This is a genomic window from Lewinellaceae bacterium (assembly GCA_020636135.1).
Classification (GTDB): domain Bacteria; phylum Bacteroidota; class Bacteroidia; order Chitinophagales; family Saprospiraceae; genus JAGQXC01.
This window is the reverse complement of the sequence record JACJYK010000001.1, coordinates 2,328,137-2,346,468: the sequence shown is the minus strand read 5'-3', so window position 1 is coordinate 2,346,468 and position 18,332 is coordinate 2,328,137. Positions and strand designations below refer to the sequence as shown.

Sequence of the window (18,332 nt, the reverse complement as noted above, 5' to 3'; positions counted from 1 at the left end):
GATCCTAATTCTTGCTTTCCCGGGAGGCCGGAAATTATTGGTCCTCTGCAAAGAACCACTCCATAAAGTGTTTGAATTCACGTCCCCAGTATGCTTCGTTATGCGCTGCATGGGTACGCATATTTACGGTGAGTTCTGAGTCTGAATACCCGGCTTCCTGGATCACTTTCTTTGCCAATTGTAATGCTTGTTCCATACCACGCATTTCATGAATGCCGCCAGCCAGGTATACTTTACAGCGGGGCCCCTGAATGCGCAACGGTAAATCCAGGACGGCCGGATTAAACCATAATGATGGTGAAAGCACGCCGGCGCTCCCAAAAACATCATTGAACTCAAATGCAGCGTAATAGGCCAATAAGCCTCCCATGGAAGAACCGACAATACCTGTATGTTCCCGACCAGGCAGGGTTCTGTACATCGAATCGACCCATGGCTTGACCGTATCCACATAAAACTCCAGGGTTGCGTGGCCCAGTCCTCCACTGGTACCACGGGTATAAGGTGCATATTCATTGATCCGCTCGGTACCGGCATGATCGATGCCTACCAGGATGGCTTGCCGACGTAGCGGCAGTTTTTCAACAACCTCTCTCAATTTCCAATGACCATAGGTTGCCGTTTCCTCGTCAAATAAATTTTGACCGTCGGGCATGTAAATGACCGGATAGCGGCGATCCTGATCCTGAAAGTAATTTCTGGGCAGCAATACGCGGATGGATCGATACCGAAACAACTGTGGAATGTAATATCCATCAAAGACTTCAAGCTGTGGTTCCATGAAGCAGATTATTGCGGACACAATTTAGTGAAAGCAGATATAGCCGGGGTCATTTAACAATCAACGTTGGTATACGTTCGTTGACAGACATCAGCTTTTCTGTGACACTCCCGAGGAGAAGCAAGTCAAGCGTCGAATGTCCTTTAGCGCCCATCACCAGCAGGTCGGCGGCATGTTCCAGCGCCCAGTGATAAATGTCCGAACCGATGCCAAAGAGTTTACGCTCTGCCAGATAGGTCGTGATTTTTAAAGCCGGGTCCGCATACTTCTGAATAAAATCCGATGCGGCCTGTTGTTTGGACTCGACCAGATAAGCCTTCATTTGCTGCGGCACATGCAGTGATTTATAGGCGCTGATATTGGGATTCTCATAGATGTGAAGCAGGTCAATCTGAACTTCTCCCGGCAGGTGTTTGGCAATCTGCTGGGCCAGATTGAATGCAGTGGTGGATGCTTCGGAGAAATCGACCGGCACACATATCCTCCTGACCTTGGTCTGACTCAATTCCGGGACGATCAGGGCGTGAGAAGGCGTTTTACGGACCAGGTTTTTCGCCAGAATGCCGTGGGACGATGTTCCGGCTTTCTGCCCGATTACGAGCAACTGGGTATCCGTGTCCCTGGCTACATGCATCATTTCCGTAAGCGGGTCGCCTGGTTGAACGATGATGTTCTCACATTTATGGATGCAATCCGGGTAATAAACCAGCAGCTCATCCTGGATCTGTTGTTCGACTTGTTTCCTCAGGTCATCCATGTTCCATGATGCAGGATTTTCACCAGAAAAATAGGTGAATTCCCATGGAACAACATGCATGAATGCTGTCTTTTCCAGCATTCCATGTTTATCAAAAAAATGCAGGAACTCAAGCACCCGCGTATCGACACCGGATAATTCAAGTCCTACCAATGCATGCTTGAAAATTGGAGTTGCCATGATCCATTTTTGAGCAAGATGCCCGGATTCCTGGTGCTAAGCGATGATGGATATCAGATGGTAAAGTGATCTTCAAATGGGTGAAGCAGTTTCCCATTCTTGCTTCACATCACTGGAACATACTAGTCAAACAGCCCTTCGTAAGAGGAACCTTTTGAACTGCGTGATTGCTTCACGCGCTCAGCTGGATCACCAAGCTCAAGGGTCTCTTTTCCGGACTTGCCATCCATCAGCAACAAGGAAGATTCATGCTCATATTTTTCCAGCATTTTGAGGCCTTCTTCTTCAAAAACGCCATTTTGCAGGTCAATGGAATCCATAAACTTGGATGACATTTCCATAAAGCGTTCCATTTCGCCAACTTTGTTAGCCACATCATCGGCAATGGACTCCAGAGCCTGATCGAACATAGCTCGCTTGTCTTTATCGCCGGAAAGAATGGACATCGCGGATTTCATGGCAGAATGGGAAGCCCGGATGGCCTTGCGTTCCTGTTCTTTGACCTTAACCTGATCCTTGGTGTCTTCCAGCAGAATTTCGGAGTTGGAATACATTCTTGTCAGCACCCGGTAGAGGATATCCATTTTGCTGAGCAGCGTCTGGTATTTCTCATTTGAATCCTGCAGGCGGGCTGCTTTGCGGGAAGAAAGGAGCATATTTTTCTCATCGCCCAGCTCTTTGGCTTTTTTAGCGATAACCAGGTTCTTTTCAATCTCCTGATTGTTTTCATCCATGACGGTCTTGAGCTTGCGCATCTGACCTTTAAGGTTCCCGATCTGAGTGCCCATTTTAGCCAGATTGTCTTCAAGATCACTGACATAGTTCTTCAGGATTCCGATCGGATCAATGGTGACAAACCAGGAAGTGACCCAACGCATGACACTTTTATACATGTAGCTGACCAGTGTGCGCATCTTGGGATCCAGGACCATGTAAATAAGTGCGCCAAGAGCCAGGAGTATTACTGCCAGGCCCAGCACATTACTGGCAAAGGCTATGATGGCAGATAGATTGGTGACAATCAGATAGCCAGCTACGCCCAGGATGCCAAGAAGAAACAAGGTTCCGGTCACACCTTCCGGTCTTTTCCAGAAGGATTTGGGTTTCATATCAGGTGCATTAAAAGCAGTGTCTGCCATATTTCTTGTGTTTGAAAGGTATCGAATGAAAAGTTATAAATACTTTTTTATTAATTCAACATCATGACCTATTGAGTCTACGAAATGCTGATAGGCATGAGCGAATCGTTCTTTGGTCTGTTCTATTTTTTCTTTTGATTCGGCGATCTCGGATTCAGCATTATCCATCTGATGCCGGAATTCCAGGATTTGTTTTTGGAGATCCTCGATCTTCTTCTGGTATTCGTTGATCTTTGCTTCGAGAAATTCCCGTTCATCCCGTCGCGAATCCACTTTCTGATGCAGTTGCTTCTTAAGGGCAGCATCGAATTGTTTTTCCTCGCGATGAAGGACATTCTGATAATGCTCGGCAGTCTGCAACAGCTTCTCCTTGGTTAAGCCCATGGTAGCAGCGGTGGTGAAGGCAGAACGCACTGCCATTTCTTCTACCATGCCCATGGCTAACAGTTGCTGGTAGCTTTGTTTAAATTTCAGGTAATCAAATCCCTGCAGGCTGTTGCTGCTCAGTGCTCCGGCCAGAGATTGAGCACTGCGCTCATCCGTGAGGCCCTGTTGGTCAAAGAGTTGATAGAGTGCTTCTTGCATGATATCAGTTTGACGCGTAAGATAGGGGAGATGTTACCCAGTTCTGAAGAGATTTACGCTGAATTCCAGCAAATAATCTACTAATCCTCATTTTCATCATCTTCCAGGCTGAAAACATCCTGATCATGGATCGGAAGCTCCAGTTGACGCACATTGGGGATCGACTGGCCAGCTATTCCTTTGATATCTCCATACATCTCAGTGGTATTGATGAGCACTTTCTGAATTTGCTTTTCCCGCTGTTTCCAGAGACGCAGCATCGCATTTTTCTCCTTTTGAAGGTCTTCATGCATCTGGGTAAACCCATCCACGATACTCTCCATTTTCATTTTGAATTCATTGCTGGTGAGATAATCGTAGAGCATCACCATCTTATCACCTTTGTTTTTCTGGTGATCGGCAACTTCATTGATCTTGATCAGTGTTTGTCGAAGGATATAGGATAAACTTTTGAACTCCTCGAAGGTACAGATCCACACTCCGGACCGTTCGCCCAGGCGCTCCATATCTTTGGGAAGTGTCTGGGTGACCAGGATGCCTACGTCTGCATTGCTCTGGATCATATCGGATTTGAATTTCTCCAGCCACCCGCCCTGAAACTCTTTGGTGCGCTTGCTTTCGTAGTAGATGGTACCGGCATTTTTCTGCTGGCGTGTATGTACGATCTGGAGGCAGTCAGCACCCCGCACCCCTTTTTTAATCTCAACGATCTCATCAAGTGGAAATTGTATCCTGAGCCATTCCTCAATGGCGGTTTCCTGCACCTCACCCTGTAGTTGCATGGATCCCTGATCTGCTTTTCGCTGCATTTCCTGAATCAGCCTGCGCTGGTCTTCCAGCTGTTTGTCCTTCTCGCGGATCTTAAGCTCCATTTCTTCCGAGATCCGCTTACTCAAGGCAACTTCCAGGTCGCGCTGACGTTCATGCATCTGCTTCTCGTATTCCAGTTCGATCTCCTTACGCTGCAATTCCATCCGTCGTTTCATCTGTTCCAGCTCGATTTCTTTGCTTCGCAACTGGTGGACTTGCTGCATCAGGGTCTGCAACTCCTCGTTCTGGGATTTGACCTGGGATTCGTATTGCAGATGAACTTCCTGCTTCATCTGATCTCGTATGAGGGCTTTTTCTTTTTCCAGCCGCTCGCGGAATAAATCATTGAGTTGCTTCTTTTTGGCTTCGAAGGCTTCTTCCTGCTGTTCAAGATCTTTCGCCCGTTGTGCGTGTGCTGCTTCCAGTTTTAGACGGTGCTGCTTGATTTCCAACTTAACCTGTTCATTCAACTGATGGGCCAGTGCTTCTTCAATCTTAATGACTTCTCCACAATGTGGGCAAATAATTTGCTGAACCGGTGTGTGCATAAATGCAAATATAGCAATCTGGTAATATATAAATATTTTCAATGTGAATAACGTCAAACCGGTGCCTGGGGTTTAGACCGGGTGATCCGGATGTAAGATTCAGGAAGGTGTGCCGGCATCTCCGCCAAACTTTCTGGAAGCCAGGACGACGAGTGTTGAAAATCCGACCAAAACCCCGATGAGCAACCATTGCAACAATGGATATTCCTGCGGATACCCCCAGATCACTATGGCCGCTGAAATGAGTCCGCTCAGCGTCAGGACCCAGGCCAGCTTCCGGAATCCGAGCATCCTGGAAGGATAGGCATACTTCAAGGGGACAAAATGCAGGATACCGAAAACAACGATCAGGATCAAATTGGTTTCCGGAGCAAAATGAAATACAAACAGAAGGTAGAATCCAACCAGGTTCCATAGGACCGGAAAGCCCACGAAGTAATAATCTGAGCTCACCATGCCTTCCTTGGCATAATACAGAATGGAACTGATCAAAATGATGCCTGCACCTGCCCATTTCCAGGCATCGGGCAGCAGGCCGCTCACATAAAAAAAATAAGCCGGCAGAAAGGCATAACTGATGAAGTCTATCAGGTGGTCCATGATCTTACCATGAATTGTTGGGAGGTACTTGGTGACCTTGGCGGCGCGGGCCATCATCCCATCAAATCCATCAACAATCAATGCACTGTAAAGCCAGATGAATGCCATCCGGTAGTCTGCCTGGCTCAGAGCTACCAAACTGAAAAAGCAGAGGATCAGACCGGACGCCGTAAATACGTGGACTGCCCACGCGAGAAGTTTTCTCATCCGGTGAAATTAAAAAATAAAGCTATTTTGGACGGATGTCCGTTATACAGATCGCCATCATCCTCGGTTTTATTCTGCTCATCTTGTTCATCGGAGTCTGGGCAGCCCGTAAAAATCCCGGTCAAGGGGATTTAATCCTGAGCAACCGTCAATTGCCCTTGTGGCTGGCTTTGTTTACCATGAGTGCAACATGGATCGGTGGTGGATATATCAATGGTACTGCCGAATACACCGCATCGGCAGGCCTGGTATGGGTTCAGGCACCCTGGTGTTATGCGCTCAGTCTGATCATCGGAGGTGTCTTTTATGCCCGGCCCATGCGCCGCAAGGCCTATCAGACCATGCTGGACCCGCTGGAAGAACGATTTGGCCAACGGATTACCGGAGTACTATTTATCCCGGCACTGCTGGGTGAAGTATGCTGGGCTGCAGCTATCCTCACTGCGCTGGGCACCACTTTCTCGGTCATCATGGATCTGCCCTACAATCAAGCCATGATCGCCTCCGGTATCCTGGTACTGATCTACACAAGTCTAGGCGGTTTGTGGTCTGTGGCAGTGACGGACCTGGTACAACTTATTTTTATCCTGGGTGGGCTGATTCTCGTACTGCCTTTCGCCTTTCATCAGGCTGGTGGCTGGAAGACCGTAGACCAGAATTACCTGGAACACATGGGTTCGGCGGCAAAGTTTTTCCCCAATCGTTCAAACGTCGGCCCCCTGATTGGCTATTGGCTGGACAGCGGGCTCCTGCTCATATTCGGTGGGATACCCTGGCAAGTATATTTCCAGCGGGTATTGGCGGCGAAGAATGAAGAGGTGGCCATGCGGCTATCCATCGGGGCAGGATTCATTTGCCTCCTGGCTGCCATACCGGCGATATTGATCGGTATGATTGCGAATACGACCGACTGGAGCATTTTCGGAGTCCAGTTCAACAATCCATCGTTAAGTTTGCCTCTGGTGATCCGCTACTTAACACCAAGCTGGGTGGCCGTTGTAGGCCTCGGAGCAATACTGGCGGCCGTCACCTCCTCCATGGATTCATCCATGCTTTCGGCTTCATCCATGTTCTCCTGGAATATCCTGAAACCGCTTTCCCGGAAGCCGGTATCCATCAATAAGTCGGTTCGAATATCCATTTGGGTGATCGGTCTGGTGACCGTATTTATAGCCCTGAAGGTGGACAGCATCTATGCATTGTGGTTCCTCTGCAGCGACCTGGTTTACTGCCTGCTCTTTCCGGCCCTGACGCTGGCTTTATTCGATCCGAAAACCAACCGCCACGGCATCGTTGCCGGACTAATCGTTTCCCTGATCATACGATCCAGCGGAGGAGAACCATTATTGCATATTGATTCCTGGTATCCCTACACCCATTCGGCTGACGGTATTATCCTATGGCCATTCAAATCCACTGCTACCATTGCCAATTTCCTGGTGGCTATGTCCGTTTCGCGTATGCTTCATCGGACTAATAATGCCAGCGTGACCGCGTAAAAGGGTTCCAGCCAACATGTAGCTAGCTTAAAATACTGCAAATAAACAACTTATATAATATTACTTAAAGTTGTACCAGCAGTGCAGTTATTGTTCAGATCGCTGTGATCGGAAAGACCGCGGATTACAGCTAGAACGGTTATTCGTCCTTTTTCGGCTGATCATCTTCATCAAGAATGGCATCATCGATGATCTCATCCCCATCCTTATCTTCAAATCCTTCAACTTTGCCTGATTTAGCCTTCTTCATGTCCTCTTCAGAGAGTGGCTTGAGCTCCAGCTTCTCTTCCTTCATGGAGTAATTACCTTCAGCGAATTTCTCCGCCTTGGCAAAGAAGTCATCTTTATCCTTCAATAAGGATCCCTGTTTGTTAAGGCTCTCGGTGATCGGGGTATCGGCATACCGGTCACCTGCATTCCCGGAAACAGCATCCTTAAGCTTTTTGTCAACATGCTTCAGTTTATCACTGATGGAGTCAACCGTCTCCTGTGGATTATCGAGGGCATGCTTGGCTTTGTCCACCAGTTCCTTGCCTTTGGAAATGACCTTTTCTCCAACGTTTTCTGCCACATCTCCAAATTTATCGAGTGCTTCACCGCCTTTGTCCCAGGCTTTTTCACTCAGTTCTTCTGCCTTATCCATCAAGGTAGATCCGGCGGCCATAGCCTTTTTCCCTACATCGCTGGCAATATCTTTGGCTTTATCCATCATTCCTGCGCCTTCCTCTTTGATCTTGTCACTGGTCTGCTCAACAGAATCCGTTGCTGGCTTTGATTTCTCTTCCATTCTATCTCCAAACTCATCTGCTTTATCTGTTACATTGTCCCACACCTCTTTGCCTTTGGCGGTAACCTTTTCACCAATATCTTCAGCAATATCACCGATCTTATTGAATGCTTTTTTCAGCTTTTCATCGACCTGATCGTAACCATCGGAAGCCATCTTTTTGCCTTTATCCCAGGCATCGCCGGCCTTGTCGGCAAGATCTTCCGAGAATTCCTTACCGGCGTCGACAGCCTTCTCAGCTGCATGTTTTGCTACGGCTTTATTGGCCCAGAGCAGTTTTTTGATGTCGCTTAAAAAACCCATGTTTTGATGTTTTAGATGATCGTGTATTAATGTATTAAAGATCGGCTAAATAACAGGATTACACAATGCTTCAAACATTATTCCGCCCAATAAGGTTGTTTGACCGACAACGAAAGGTTATTGCCATCCATAAACACGGTTCGTTGTATCTTGTTTCACAAAAGATATAATCAATGTTGGCAGCCGTACTACATGGAATTAATCAGAAAATAGTTCTAGAGGACCGGCCTCCGTTAATCCCGGCAGCTGGTCATTCTGTCGTAAAAGTACAATTCGCTGCCCTGAACCATCGTGATTTATGGATACAGCAAGGACAGTATGCCGGGCTGAAATACCCCATTGTCCTGGGTTCAGATGGGATGGGTATATTTGAAGGGAAAAAGGTGATTATTCAGCCGGGTATGGACTGGGGCGACCATGAAGCTTTTCAGTCACGAAATTACCGGATCCTCGGACTACCAGACGACGGAACGTTTGCCACCGAAGTTCACATCCCCACCTCCAATATCTTCACCAAGCCGGAGCATTTGAGTGATGAAGAAGCGGCCGCATTGCCACTGGCCGGTTTGACTGCCTTCCGGGCTGTATTCATCAAAGCCCAGGTCGAGCCCGGAGATTCTGTGCTGATCACCGGCATTGGTGGTGGTGTCGCTACGCTGGCGATGCAGATAGCTCTGGCAGCAGGTGCCGACGTTTACGTAACATCCGGGAGTAATGAAAAAATACAACAAGCTATGGCTCTGGGCGCCAAAGGAGGAGTCAACTACCATGATACCACCTGGCCCCAAACACTCAAGAAGCTAAGTGGTGGCATCCATAAGGTTATTGACGGAGCTGCTGGACGGAGCCTGGGCCTGGCAATTGAATGCCTGCTGCCAGGCGGTGTAGCCGTCAACTATGGGGGGACGACAGGCCCGATCGAGATCATTCCCCAACGGCTTTTCTGGAATCAGGCAACGCTTAAAGGTACCACCATGGGTTCCAACCGTGATTTTGCTGCCATGCTGGAGTTTGTGGACGAACATCGCATCCGTCCTATTGTTGCCAGGGTTTTTCCATTTGATCAGGTTAATGAAGCATTTGCTTACCTGAAAAATACTTCCCAATTTGGTAAAGTGGTCTTATCCTTGCCTACAGCATGAAGATTGGTCTGTTATCCGATACACATGGTTTGCTTGATCCGGAATTTTACAGTCTGTTTGCTGCCTGTGATGAGGTATGGCATGCGGGTGATATTGGATCTCTGGAGATCGTTGATGCCTTGCAATCCTTTAAACCGTTACGTGCAGTATACGGTAATATCGACGATCACCTCATGCGCCGAACGTTACCTGAAGATCTGTTATTTACGATTGATGGGGTAAAAGTGTTTATGACACATATCGCCGGCAAGCCCGGATCATACAATCAACGGGTGAGAGCAATCTGTATGGAAGAAAAGCCCCAGGTGATCGTCTGTGGACATTCCCATATCCTTCGCGTTGTCTATGTGGATCGATTTAAGCATCTTTACCTCAACCCGGGTGCTAGTGGCCATCATGGATTTCACCCCATCCGTACCGCATTGCGTTTCGACATCCAAAATGGGCGGATTGAAAATATGGAAGTCATTGAATTGGGTCAACGCGGCCGGACTAAATCTGCATAGGACAAATCGACGATGAATTTACTTGTAATTGATATTGGCAATTCAAACATAGTAGTCGGACAGTGCCTGGATGATCGCTGGAAGAATATATGGCGTCTGCCATCGCATGTGGAGGATCCGTTGCCCTATTTTGATTGGCAATTACAAAATTTGTTCCTGGAAGCAGGCGTTCGGCCGGATAAACTCGACATGGTCTTGATCAGCAGTGTGGTTCCCGATCTGACGCCGGTATTTAAAGAGGTGGCCATCAGGTTAAATGCAAGGGAACCGATGATTATGGGGCCCGATCTCTTTCCGGCGCTGGATTTAAGGATTGCCAGGCCTAACGAGATCGGCGCGGACCTGGTTTGTAATGCCCTGGCAGTTGCCGACCGATTCCAAACCCATTCAATCGTGGTCGATTTCGGTACTGCTTTAACGCTTACATCCGTGACGGCAGACCGCGAGATCCTGGGAGTTGCGATTGCACCTGGTGTCAAGACGGCCATGAATGCGCTTTTCAAGGCAACAGCCAAACTGCCCGAAGTCCCTGCTGTCTGGCCCCAGTCCGTGATCGGCAAAGATACCATCCATGCCATCCAGAGCGGAGTCATGCGCGGATATGTCGGGCTGATCCGGCATCTGGTGGAAGAAACCAGAATGGAAATGAGAAGTCAGGCCATCACCATTGCTACCGGCGGGCTGGCGCATACCATGCTTGATTTAAAAGGATACTTTGACCATGAAATACCGCACCTGACCCTCGATGGATTGGTTTGTGCCTGGAAGCGGATTAACCAGTAACCTCAGGATTCCAGCGCACGACCGAAATCTTCGATCAGATCTTCAATATCCTCAATACCTACCGAGACGCGTATTAATCCGTCGGTGATGCCATTGGCCAGCCGGACTTCCCTTGGAATATTCAAATGCGACATGGTGGCCGGATGCAGGATCAGGGTATCGATATCACCGAGTGTTGGCGCCAGGGTGCCCATACGAATGGCATTCATGAAACGGCTCCCTCCTGCCAGGCCTTCCTTTAATTCAAAACTGAGCATTGCACCAAAACCGGACATCTGTTTCAGAGCCAGTTGATGATCAGGGTGACCAGGCAGGCTAAGGTAATTAACCCGCTCCACTTTGGGATGCTGGTCCAGAAATTCGGCTAATGCGGTGGCATTCTGCTGATGCCGGTCCATGCGGACATGCAGGGTTTTCATACCATTATAAACCAGCCAGGCATCAAACGGATTTCCATTTGTTCCGCTCAGCTTCATCGTCGTCCAGACCTTGGTACGCATGAATTCTACATCCGTTCCCAGCATGATACCGGCGATGCAATTGCCATGACCATTGATGAACTTCGTCGTGGAATGGATCACAAAGTCGACACCGAATTGAAACGGTTTCTGAAAATATGGTGTCATGAAGGTATTATCCGCCATGGTCTTGACACCATACTTTTTAGCCAGGCCAGCGATGGCTTCAATGTCAACGCATTCAAGAGTAGGGTTAGCAGGCGTTTCAAAATAGATCAGTCGTATGGCCTTATCTGTACGCAGCAGCGTTTCGACCTGGTCAAGATCTTTCAGCCGGCAAAATACCGGTTCGATCTGCAGTGCTCCGAAAACCTTTTGAAAGAGTTCAGTGGTCCCCCCGTAGAGATTGCCCTGGGTCAGGATTTTATCCCCTGGTTTCAATAAACTCAATGCCAGGGTATGAATAGCAGACATCCCGGAGCTGCATACGATGGCTTCCGCCTGAATATCCAAGCCAGACGTTTCCATCCGGGCTATTTTCTCGGCCACTGCATCCAGTGTCGGATTCCCGTAACGCGCATAAACATGGCCTTTCTCCTTACCGGTGAATATGGCGATACCCTGATCTATGGATTCAAATGCGAAAGATGAGGTGGCATAGATCGGTAAAATATGCGGTGGGACATTGACCGCAGGCTTGATTTCCTTGGCGCAGAGTGAACCAAATCCTAATTTTGTTGCTTCTTTCATGAATTATTTCCGAATTGTTGAATTGAATGATAGACAATTATAGAGAAGACGACGAATTTCAGCAAGAAGAGGAGGGGGATAGTATTGAAATAAAAGCTGATCCCAAGCAAACTCCAATCCGAATTGACAAATTTCTGATGGACCGGGTCGAGGGTAATTCCCGAAGCAGGATCCAAAATGCCATCAAAGAAGGCCTGGTCACCGTCAACAGTCAGTTCATTAAGCCAAATTACAAGATCCAGCCGGGTGATGAGGTCAGGATCGTGTTACCTGGCTCTGAATATCCGTCTGAGGTCATCCCGGAAAACATCCCACTGGATATCCGGTACGAAGATGACGATGTGCTTATGGTGTTCAAACCGGCCGGCATGGTAGTCCATCCGGGCATCGGTAATTTTCGGGGCACACTGGTCAATGCATTGACCTACCACTTCAAGCAGATGCCCATGCTGCCCGGCAATAATCTGCAGCCGGGTCTGGTTCACCGCATTGACAAGGACACGTCCGGGTTACTGGTGGTTGCAAAAAATGAAAAAGCCCTTTACAGCTTAGCCCAGCAATTTTTCAAGCACACGATCCACCGTGAATACCTGGCACTGGTCTGGGGCTCTCCGGACCCTCAGCAAGGGACGGTTTCCATCAACATTGGCCGGCATCCCCATAACCGAACATTGGTGACCACCTTTCCGGAAGGGGATTTGGGCCGGCATTCGATCACACATTACCGCGTGCTGGAAGACCTGTATTACGTGTCGCTCATATCCTGCAAGCTGGAAACGGGAAGGACACACCAGATTCGTGTACATATGCAATACCTGGGACACCCTATCTTCAGTGATGCCCGCTATGGTGGAGATCAGATCGTAAAGGGAACCGTCTTTAGCAAATACCGGCAATTCGTCCAAAATGCGCTGCAAATGTGCCCGCGCCAGGCGTTACATGCCAAAAGTATTGGCTTTGTACACCCCAGGACGGGTGAAGAGATGTTCTTTGACTCAGAATTACCGGAAGACATGAGCCTGGTTATCGATAAATGGCGATCGTATATGCAAACCCGAAAAGAAATTCTTGATGGCGACGATAGCTGAACGACTGGAAGCATTGCAATACCTCGGGCAACTCCTGAACCCGGAACTGGAAGAGACGCAGACGCTGATAAGTGAGGCTTGTGCCCATAATCCCTGGTTTACAGAAGATGATTACCAGTATACCCTGCGTCATATCATTACCAGTTATCTGGATAATCAGCTGCTCTTTGAATTTGCTGCCAATTACCGGCTTTTTGATCAGGAGGTAACACCAATGAAGGTAGGTATTGTGATGGCCGGTAATATTCCATTGGTGGGATTTCATGATCTGCTTTGCGTATTTCTTGCCGGACACCAGGCGTTGATCAAGTGGTCCGAAAAGGATGAAGTCTTTTTCCCGGCGATGTTGGAACGATGGAGTCAACGGTTCCCCTGGATTGCTGAAAGGATCCAATCCGTGCCGAAATTAAGCGGCTTCGATGCGGTGATTGCCACCGGGAGCAACCAGACAGCCCGGTATTTCGAGGAATATTTCGGTAAATACCCGCATATCATCCGGAAAAACCGCAATGCGGTTGCCATTTTGGACGGTGAGGAATCCATGGATGAACTGAACCTGGTGGCAGACGATGTGCTCAGGTATTTTGGAAAGGGATGCCGGAATGTGAGTTTGCTCTGGGTACCCGACGGTTATGATTTTGACCGTTTATTCCAGGTTCTGGAGTTAGAAGATGACCGCATCCTGCATCACAAATACAAACACAATTACGATTACAATCTTGCCATTTACATTATCAATCAGATCCCGCATCTGGTGGCCAGTCAGGTTATCCTACTGGAGAATGAGGCCATCAATAGCCGGATAGGCACATTGCACTACCGGTATTACAAAGATTTATCAGAAGTTGTAGCCTGGGCAAGGCAACATGAGGATGAAATACAATGCATCATCGGACATATGAGTTTATCCGGCCAGACCATGATCCCTTTTGGCAAGGCACAGCAACCGGACCTTTCCACTTATGCCGACGGAATAGATGTCATGCGATTCCTTCTTACGCTCAACCATCAGGCTTAAACGTGAAGAAAAAAGAAAAAGCGAAGGCCATTGCTGCCATTTTACAGGGCCTTTTCCCGGATCCTCCCATACCTCTGAATCATGACGATGCCTACACGTTACTGATTGCAGTTTTATTAAGCGCGCAATGTACGGATGAAAGGGTAAATCAGATTACACCTATCCTGTATGCGGAGGCCAGGACCCCGGAGGCCATGGTTGCGCTGGGAGAAGACCGGATTCGTGAGATTATCCGGCCTTGTGGCCTGGCACCTGCTAAATCCAAAAATATTTTCAATCTCAGCAGAATCCTGATTGAAAAATATTCCGGGCAGGTACCCCAAGAAATGCATCTGCTGGAGGAATTGCCGGGAGTAGGTCACAAGACAGCATCGGTTGTTATGGCTCAGGCATTTGGCGAGCCTGCATTTCCGGTAGATACCCACATCCACCGTCTGGCTTATCGATGGGGGTTAAGCACCGGAAAAAATGTTGTTCAAACGGAGAAAGACCTGAAAGCGCTTTTTCCGCGTGAGCAATGGAATGACTTGCATCTCCAGATCATCTACTTTGGACGCAAGTATTGTCCGGCCCGTGGACATCATCCTGAACAGTGTCCCGTATGCTCCGGCTTTGGAAGAAAAAGTCTGTTTAAAGAGTCGAAGAAGCCACTAAAACGGAACGTCTAGGGCGATATTGGGATTGATATTCCTGGGTCGGAGTGCATCCCAAAAACGGGTATAGGGGAAATATCGACCACTTTCATCCTGATAGGGATTGCGTAGTTTGACACCCAGGTCAAGACGGAGGATAAAAAACGAAAAATCCGTCCTGAGGCCAAATCCGCTACCGATGGCCATTTCCTTCACGAAGTTTTTGGTAAGCCGCGCTCCCGGACGGTCATCCACTGACTTAGGCCGTAAAGACCAGATATTTCCACCGTCGAAAAATAAAGCACCTGCAAACCGCCAGAATAGAGGAAAGCGGTATTCGGCATTGAACTCGATCTTAAAATCACCGGCCTGGTAGAAGAAGACTCGGTCCCGGGCAATGCTGCTCAGCGTGGTGTCGATGTAGGAGCCCGGACCCAGCTCCCGCACCCTCCAGGCCCGGATGCTTAATGGTCCGCCAAGAAAAAATTGCTTGATATACGGTACGTTGGTCGAGCCGGCAAACGGGGCAGCAACACCACTGCTAAGCCGGAAGGCGAGGGTGCTGTTACCTCCAACCGGAAAATATCGTCGAAAATCCACCTCCGCCCGGACAAACTTGGAAAACTCGATGCGCGGAGTAAGATTGAAGGGTTCTTTTAACCCATTGATCAACCAGTTTGCCAGGGCGATTTCATGTCCACTGGATTCAAAGTTGGCAATGATACGCCACTGTTTATTGTTGATGCTGTTGATGCTGCTGTAATCCAGAACTACATTGCGGAAGATGAACCCGGTAAAAAGTCGCTGGCCGAAACTTCGCTCCAGATATGGGTTTTGCATCAGGATTGTGTCGAAGGCTATTTTCGTTTCCGGTAGCCACAAGCTTATCCCGATAGGATCAAATTGATACACTTCCCGCTGGCTCCGGTTCAGTTGAAATCCGAAGGAGGAGTTAAAAGAATGGTAGTTGTAGAAATTTAACAGTGAGAGGTATTCGTACGATAAGTTGAGCCTGGTATCAGCTTCCTCCTGCAGGTTTTTCAGAAATTCATCTTTGATCAGTCCGTCCTTACCCAGGCGGATCCGGTTACCCAGGTGCATGAATCCAAACAGGTCGATGAATTTGGGAATCTTGATCTCATTTTGAAACTGGGTGCTGAAAGCGTTGACCAAACCATACCGTTCGATTTGCCTTAAGTTGAGGTCTGTACCCACCTGGAGCGAGGTACTCCAGGTCTCACCGCCCTTAAAGAGGTTCCGGTTTACAAAATGTGAATTACCGCTCACACTGAACAGTGATCGCCCAACCGACTGATTGTATAACACCGAATAGGCCAGCTCAAGATTGTAGTCAATGGAATATTTCTCCTGCCGGGGGACAAAATAGTTCAGGGTTAGTTCATCGTTATTTACCTCTGTACGCAACCGGACCAGCCGCACTGTCTCCAGGCTGTTGAGTTTGTTGATGGTGCGAGCCTCCTGCTCTTTGGAGTAATAATTGTCCGGACGGGTGTAGATCAAACTGGATAATACCGTAGGCCTCAAATAGAAAGGCTTATCCACTGCATGAAGCATGTCAATCTTCTGAAAGGTATCCTGAGTCAAGCCCTTCCACTGGTCCTGATCGTAAAAATTATCAAATACCCTGATCTGGGCTATTTTATACCGCAGATGTTTGCCATCGTCGGGATCCAATAAGTTCAGGCGCAATTGCAGTTTACCATGAGATGTATCACCCTGTAGTTCGATGTAATCCGGTGTGAAGGTGTAATAGCCATCATTCTGTAACAGCCGGGTGATGCGGTACTTTTCCAGATTGTAGAGGGATTCGTCCAGAGGATTACCCGGCAGGAGATACGACGACTTAAAGTTTGCATGCATCACCGAATCAATCCTGGAATCGGTGGCCCGGATGGTAAGCGAATCTATTTCCAGGAGGGGGCCGGGGTCTACCTGATAGATGACCGTGCCTTTCTTTTTATGAGTCTTTACCGTATAACTGACTTCAGCTGACCGGTATCCTTTTTTGATCAGGAAGGTTTGCAGGAACCCCTGGTTTTTTTCAGCCTCTTCAGCAGAAACCAGCACTGGCGCTTCAGCAAATCGCTTCTTGATGAACTTGTCCATGACCGTGGTGTCCTCCGGGCTGCGGGTGTTGTAGTAATACCATAAATTGGTGCGGAAGATGCCAAAGGATTTGGTGTTCGGCTTCTGGGTGAGCAAGGGATAAAGTGTGGCCTCCAGCTTCTTGGGCTTTTTGACTTTACTCAGGGAGTCTACGATCTTTATTTTATTTTCGGTAAGCAGTACTTCATCGTCATGGAGGTATTTGATAGTATTGCAACGAGAAAGCAAAATCGCACCGAATACCAGAAAGGCAAGATACAGGATACTATGACGGCCAGAATATCGCAAAGTCAAATTCAATTCATTCGATCGCTCCACCATACAAAGTACCGCCAAAAATTACAGAAATTTATCATAGAAGGAGACAAAATTTGCTCCGAACGCCTTCAATACCGGGATGTTGAGATTGAAGGCATCTATGCGTTGAAAAGTTGGCTGGACCTGCACCATGACAGCTTGGAAGGTATTCAATGCACTGAAGTCTCTCCCGATCAGTTGTTAAAAATCTCTACGCTCAAAACGCCCAATCAAGTTCTTGGTGTATGCAGGAAACCCATGGAATCCCGGGATTTCAACCATTTTAAGAATAATTTATGCTTTTATCTGGACGCCATCCAGGATCCTGGCAATATGGGCACCATCCTAAGGACGCTGGACTGGTTTGGATTCCGTACGCTGTACCTGTCTCCGGGCTGCGTGGATGTATACAACCCCAAAGTGGTCCAGGGCAGTATGGGTAGCCTTTTTAATGTTCACATCATTGAGCGACCATTGCAGGAACTGACCGGAAATGCCGATGAGATCACCACACCTGTGATGGGAACCGGATTGGAAGGAGAAAATGTCTTTCAATTTACTTTTCCGGGAAATGGACTATTGGTGATTGGCAACGAAGGCAAAGGAATAAGTCCGGGAATTCAACCTTACATCCGTCAATCCCTGACGATTCCGGCTACAAAAAAAGCGACGGCTGAATCGTTGAATGCAGCCGTCGCTTGTGGAATACTGGCGGCGTTAGCAGCCGCCCAGCGTTAATTCTTATCAGAGAGTACCTTTTGTCAGTACACTTTTCACTGCCGTTTCCAGTTTCGTTCCACGGATCTCATCACCCATGGCAACAATGCGGCCTTCGCGATCCAGCAGGAAAGGTCGCGGTATGCTGTTCACTCCGTAATCACGGGCTGGCTGGCTGTTCCAGAACTGAAGATCACTCACATGGTAGGGCCAGGTCAATTGATCTTTTTCAATAGCGCTCACCCAGTTGGCTTTCTGGTTGGGTCGGTCCAGGGACACACTGAACACCTCAAATCCCTGGCTTTTGTATTTGTTGTAAACCTGCACCACATTGGGGTTTTCCCTGCGGCATGGACCACACCAGCTGGCCCAAAAGTCCAACAAGACCACTTTGCCTTTCAAATCGGACAGCTTCATCGTTTTGCCATCCGGATTGGGAAGGGATATTTCCGGAGCCACTTCACCTTTCTGGATCTTCTGCGCAGCTTGCTGCTGACGAGCAGTCTGCTGCATGATGGCTATCGTCTGTTTAAGCTCTTGTGTGTAATCGAGGGTGGGGTAGGTGGTTGACATCCTTTCTTCGATATCCTGATAGATGGCTATCGCACCCGGGTCATC

17 protein-coding genes are annotated in these 18,332 nt (G+C 48.2%); 7 read left to right on the top strand and 10 right to left on the bottom strand.

Annotated features, from left to right (window positions below; genetic code table 11):
* Window positions 1-34: 34 nt before the first annotated feature.
* From H6570_08865 to H6570_08840, 6 genes are all read right to left on the bottom strand, one after another.
* A complete protein-coding gene (locus H6570_08865; protein MCB9319380.1) occupies window positions 35-781 on the bottom strand; it encodes an alpha/beta hydrolase in 747 nt (248 codons plus the stop codon).
* A gap of 49 nt (window positions 782-830) precedes the next feature.
* The gene (locus H6570_08860; GenBank protein ID MCB9319379.1) at window positions 831-1,718 is read right to left on the bottom strand and encodes a universal stress protein; all 888 of its coding nucleotides are present in this window, start codon (window positions 1,716-1,718) and stop codon (window positions 831-833) included.
* 122 nt (window positions 1,719-1,840) lie between these two features.
* Entirely contained in the window at window positions 1,841-2,857 is a 1,017-nt protein-coding gene (locus H6570_08855; protein ID MCB9319378.1) for a hypothetical protein, read from the bottom strand.
* A gap of 33 nt (window positions 2,858-2,890) precedes the next feature.
* Window positions 2,891-3,442 (bottom strand): hypothetical protein, encoded by a 552-nt coding sequence (locus tag H6570_08850; protein MCB9319377.1) that lies wholly within the window; start codon window positions 3,440-3,442, stop codon window positions 2,891-2,893.
* A gap of 80 nt (window positions 3,443-3,522) precedes the next feature.
* Entirely contained in the window at window positions 3,523-4,800 is a 1,278-nt protein-coding gene (locus H6570_08845; GenBank protein MCB9319376.1) for a DUF2130 domain-containing protein, read from the bottom strand.
* 99 nt (window positions 4,801-4,899) lie between these two features.
* The gene (locus H6570_08840) at window positions 4,900-5,607 is read right to left on the bottom strand and encodes a CDP-alcohol phosphatidyltransferase family protein (GenBank protein MCB9319375.1); all 708 of its coding nucleotides are present in this window, start codon (window positions 5,605-5,607) and stop codon (window positions 4,900-4,902) included.
* 35 nt (window positions 5,608-5,642) lie between these two features.
* On the opposite strand from H6570_08840, the gene H6570_08835 reads away from it, so the two are divergent.
* Window positions 5,643-7,106 carry a sodium:solute symporter family protein gene (locus H6570_08835; protein ID MCB9319374.1) on the top strand — a complete coding sequence of 488 codons (1,464 nt, stop codon included), beginning with the start codon at window positions 5,643-5,645 and terminating at the stop codon, window positions 7,104-7,106.
* Between the two features lie 139 nt (window positions 7,107-7,245).
* On the opposite strand, the gene H6570_08830 is transcribed toward H6570_08835, so the two are convergent.
* Window positions 7,246-8,196 carry a hypothetical protein gene (locus tag H6570_08830; protein MCB9319373.1) on the bottom strand — a complete coding sequence of 317 codons (951 nt, stop codon included), beginning with the start codon at window positions 8,194-8,196 and terminating at the stop codon, window positions 7,246-7,248.
* A gap of 173 nt (window positions 8,197-8,369) precedes the next feature.
* Between H6570_08830 and H6570_08825 the strand changes: the two genes are divergently transcribed.
* The 3 genes from H6570_08825 to H6570_08815 are packed head-to-tail and all read left to right on the top strand — an operon-like array spanning window position 8,370 to window position 10,627.
* The gene (locus tag H6570_08825) at window positions 8,370-9,338 is read left to right on the top strand and encodes a zinc-binding dehydrogenase (GenBank protein ID MCB9319372.1); all 969 of its coding nucleotides are present in this window, start codon (window positions 8,370-8,372) and stop codon (window positions 9,336-9,338) included.
* Entirely contained in the window at window positions 9,335-9,844 is a 510-nt protein-coding gene (locus tag H6570_08820) for a metallophosphoesterase family protein (protein MCB9319371.1), read from the top strand. Before H6570_08825 ends, H6570_08820 begins: the two co-directional genes overlap by 4 nt.
* A gap of 12 nt (window positions 9,845-9,856) precedes the next feature.
* A complete protein-coding gene (locus H6570_08815) occupies window positions 9,857-10,627 on the top strand; it encodes a type III pantothenate kinase (GenBank protein MCB9319370.1) in 771 nt (256 codons plus the stop codon).
* Between the two features lie 2 nt (window positions 10,628-10,629).
* On the opposite strand, the gene H6570_08810 is transcribed toward H6570_08815, so the two are convergent.
* Window positions 10,630-11,835 carry an aminotransferase class I/II-fold pyridoxal phosphate-dependent enzyme gene (locus H6570_08810; GenBank protein MCB9319369.1) on the bottom strand — a complete coding sequence of 402 codons (1,206 nt, stop codon included), beginning with the start codon at window positions 11,833-11,835 and terminating at the stop codon, window positions 10,630-10,632.
* A gap of 26 nt (window positions 11,836-11,861) precedes the next feature.
* On the opposite strand from H6570_08810, the gene H6570_08805 reads away from it, so the two are divergent.
* Entirely contained in the window at window positions 11,862-12,923 is a 1,062-nt protein-coding gene (locus tag H6570_08805) for an RluA family pseudouridine synthase (GenBank protein ID MCB9319368.1), read from the top strand.
* An 882-nt stretch (window positions 12,924-13,805) separates the two neighbouring features.
* A complete protein-coding gene (gene nth / locus H6570_08800) occupies window positions 13,806-14,609 on the top strand; it encodes an endonuclease III (GenBank protein ID MCB9319367.1) in 804 nt (267 codons plus the stop codon).
* On the opposite strand, the gene H6570_08795 is transcribed toward nth, so the two are convergent.
* Window positions 14,592-16,988 (bottom strand): BamA/TamA family outer membrane protein, encoded by a 2,397-nt coding sequence (locus H6570_08795; protein MCB9319366.1) that lies wholly within the window; start codon window positions 16,986-16,988, stop codon window positions 14,592-14,594. The two genes, nth and H6570_08795, sit on opposite strands and share 18 nt — an antisense overlap.
* Between H6570_08795 and H6570_08790 the strand changes: the two genes are divergently transcribed.
* Window positions 16,968-17,735, top strand: coding sequence for an RNA methyltransferase (locus H6570_08790; GenBank protein ID MCB9319365.1), 768 nt, complete (start codon window positions 16,968-16,970; stop codon window positions 17,733-17,735). The genes H6570_08795 and H6570_08790 overlap by 21 nt on opposite strands.
* A 6-nt stretch (window positions 17,736-17,741) precedes the next feature.
* On the opposite strand, the gene H6570_08785 is transcribed toward H6570_08790, so the two are convergent.
* A complete protein-coding gene (locus H6570_08785) occupies window positions 17,742-18,287 on the bottom strand; it encodes a TlpA family protein disulfide reductase (GenBank protein MCB9319364.1) in 546 nt (181 codons plus the stop codon).
* Window positions 18,288-18,332 lie beyond the last annotated feature (45 nt).

Excerpts from the sequence above, each read along its gene's own strand:
- H6570_08865 (MCB9319380.1), bottom strand. The coding sequence starts at position 781 with ATGGAACCACAGCTTGAAGTCTTTGATGGATATTACATTCCACAGTTG.
- H6570_08860 (MCB9319379.1), bottom strand. The coding sequence starts at position 1,718 with ATGGCAACTCCAATTTTCAAGCATGCATTGGTAGGACTTGAATTATCC.
- H6570_08855 (MCB9319378.1), bottom strand. The coding sequence starts at position 2,857 with ATGGCAGACACTGCTTTTAATGCACCTGATATGAAACCCAAATCCTTC.
- H6570_08850 (MCB9319377.1), bottom strand. The coding sequence starts at position 3,442 with ATGCAAGAAGCACTCTATCAACTCTTTGACCAACAGGGCCTCACGGAT.
- H6570_08845 (MCB9319376.1), bottom strand. The coding sequence starts at position 4,800 with ATGCACACACCGGTTCAGCAAATTATTTGCCCACATTGTGGAGAAGTC.
- H6570_08840 (MCB9319375.1), bottom strand. The coding sequence starts at position 5,607 with ATGAGAAAACTTCTCGCGTGGGCAGTCCACGTATTTACGGCGTCCGGT.
- H6570_08835 (MCB9319374.1), top strand. The coding sequence starts at position 5,643 with ATGTCCGTTATACAGATCGCCATCATCCTCGGTTTTATTCTGCTCATC.
- H6570_08830 (MCB9319373.1), bottom strand. The coding sequence starts at position 8,196 with ATGGGTTTTTTAAGCGACATCAAAAAACTGCTCTGGGCCAATAAAGCC.
- H6570_08825 (MCB9319372.1), top strand. The coding sequence starts at position 8,370 with ATGTTGGCAGCCGTACTACATGGAATTAATCAGAAAATAGTTCTAGAG.
- H6570_08820 (MCB9319371.1), top strand. The coding sequence starts at position 9,335 with ATGAAGATTGGTCTGTTATCCGATACACATGGTTTGCTTGATCCGGAA.
- H6570_08815 (MCB9319370.1), top strand. The coding sequence starts at position 9,857 with ATGAATTTACTTGTAATTGATATTGGCAATTCAAACATAGTAGTCGGA.
- H6570_08810 (MCB9319369.1), bottom strand. The coding sequence starts at position 11,835 with ATGAAAGAAGCAACAAAATTAGGATTTGGTTCACTCTGCGCCAAGGAA.
- H6570_08805 (MCB9319368.1), top strand. The coding sequence starts at position 11,862 with ATGATAGACAATTATAGAGAAGACGACGAATTTCAGCAAGAAGAGGAG.
- nth (MCB9319367.1), top strand. The coding sequence starts at position 13,806 with ATGCATCATCGGACATATGAGTTTATCCGGCCAGACCATGATCCCTTT.
- H6570_08790 (MCB9319365.1), top strand. The coding sequence starts at position 16,968 with ATGACGGCCAGAATATCGCAAAGTCAAATTCAATTCATTCGATCGCTC.
- H6570_08785 (MCB9319364.1), bottom strand. The coding sequence starts at position 18,287 with ATGTCAACCACCTACCCCACCCTCGATTACACACAAGAGCTTAAACAG.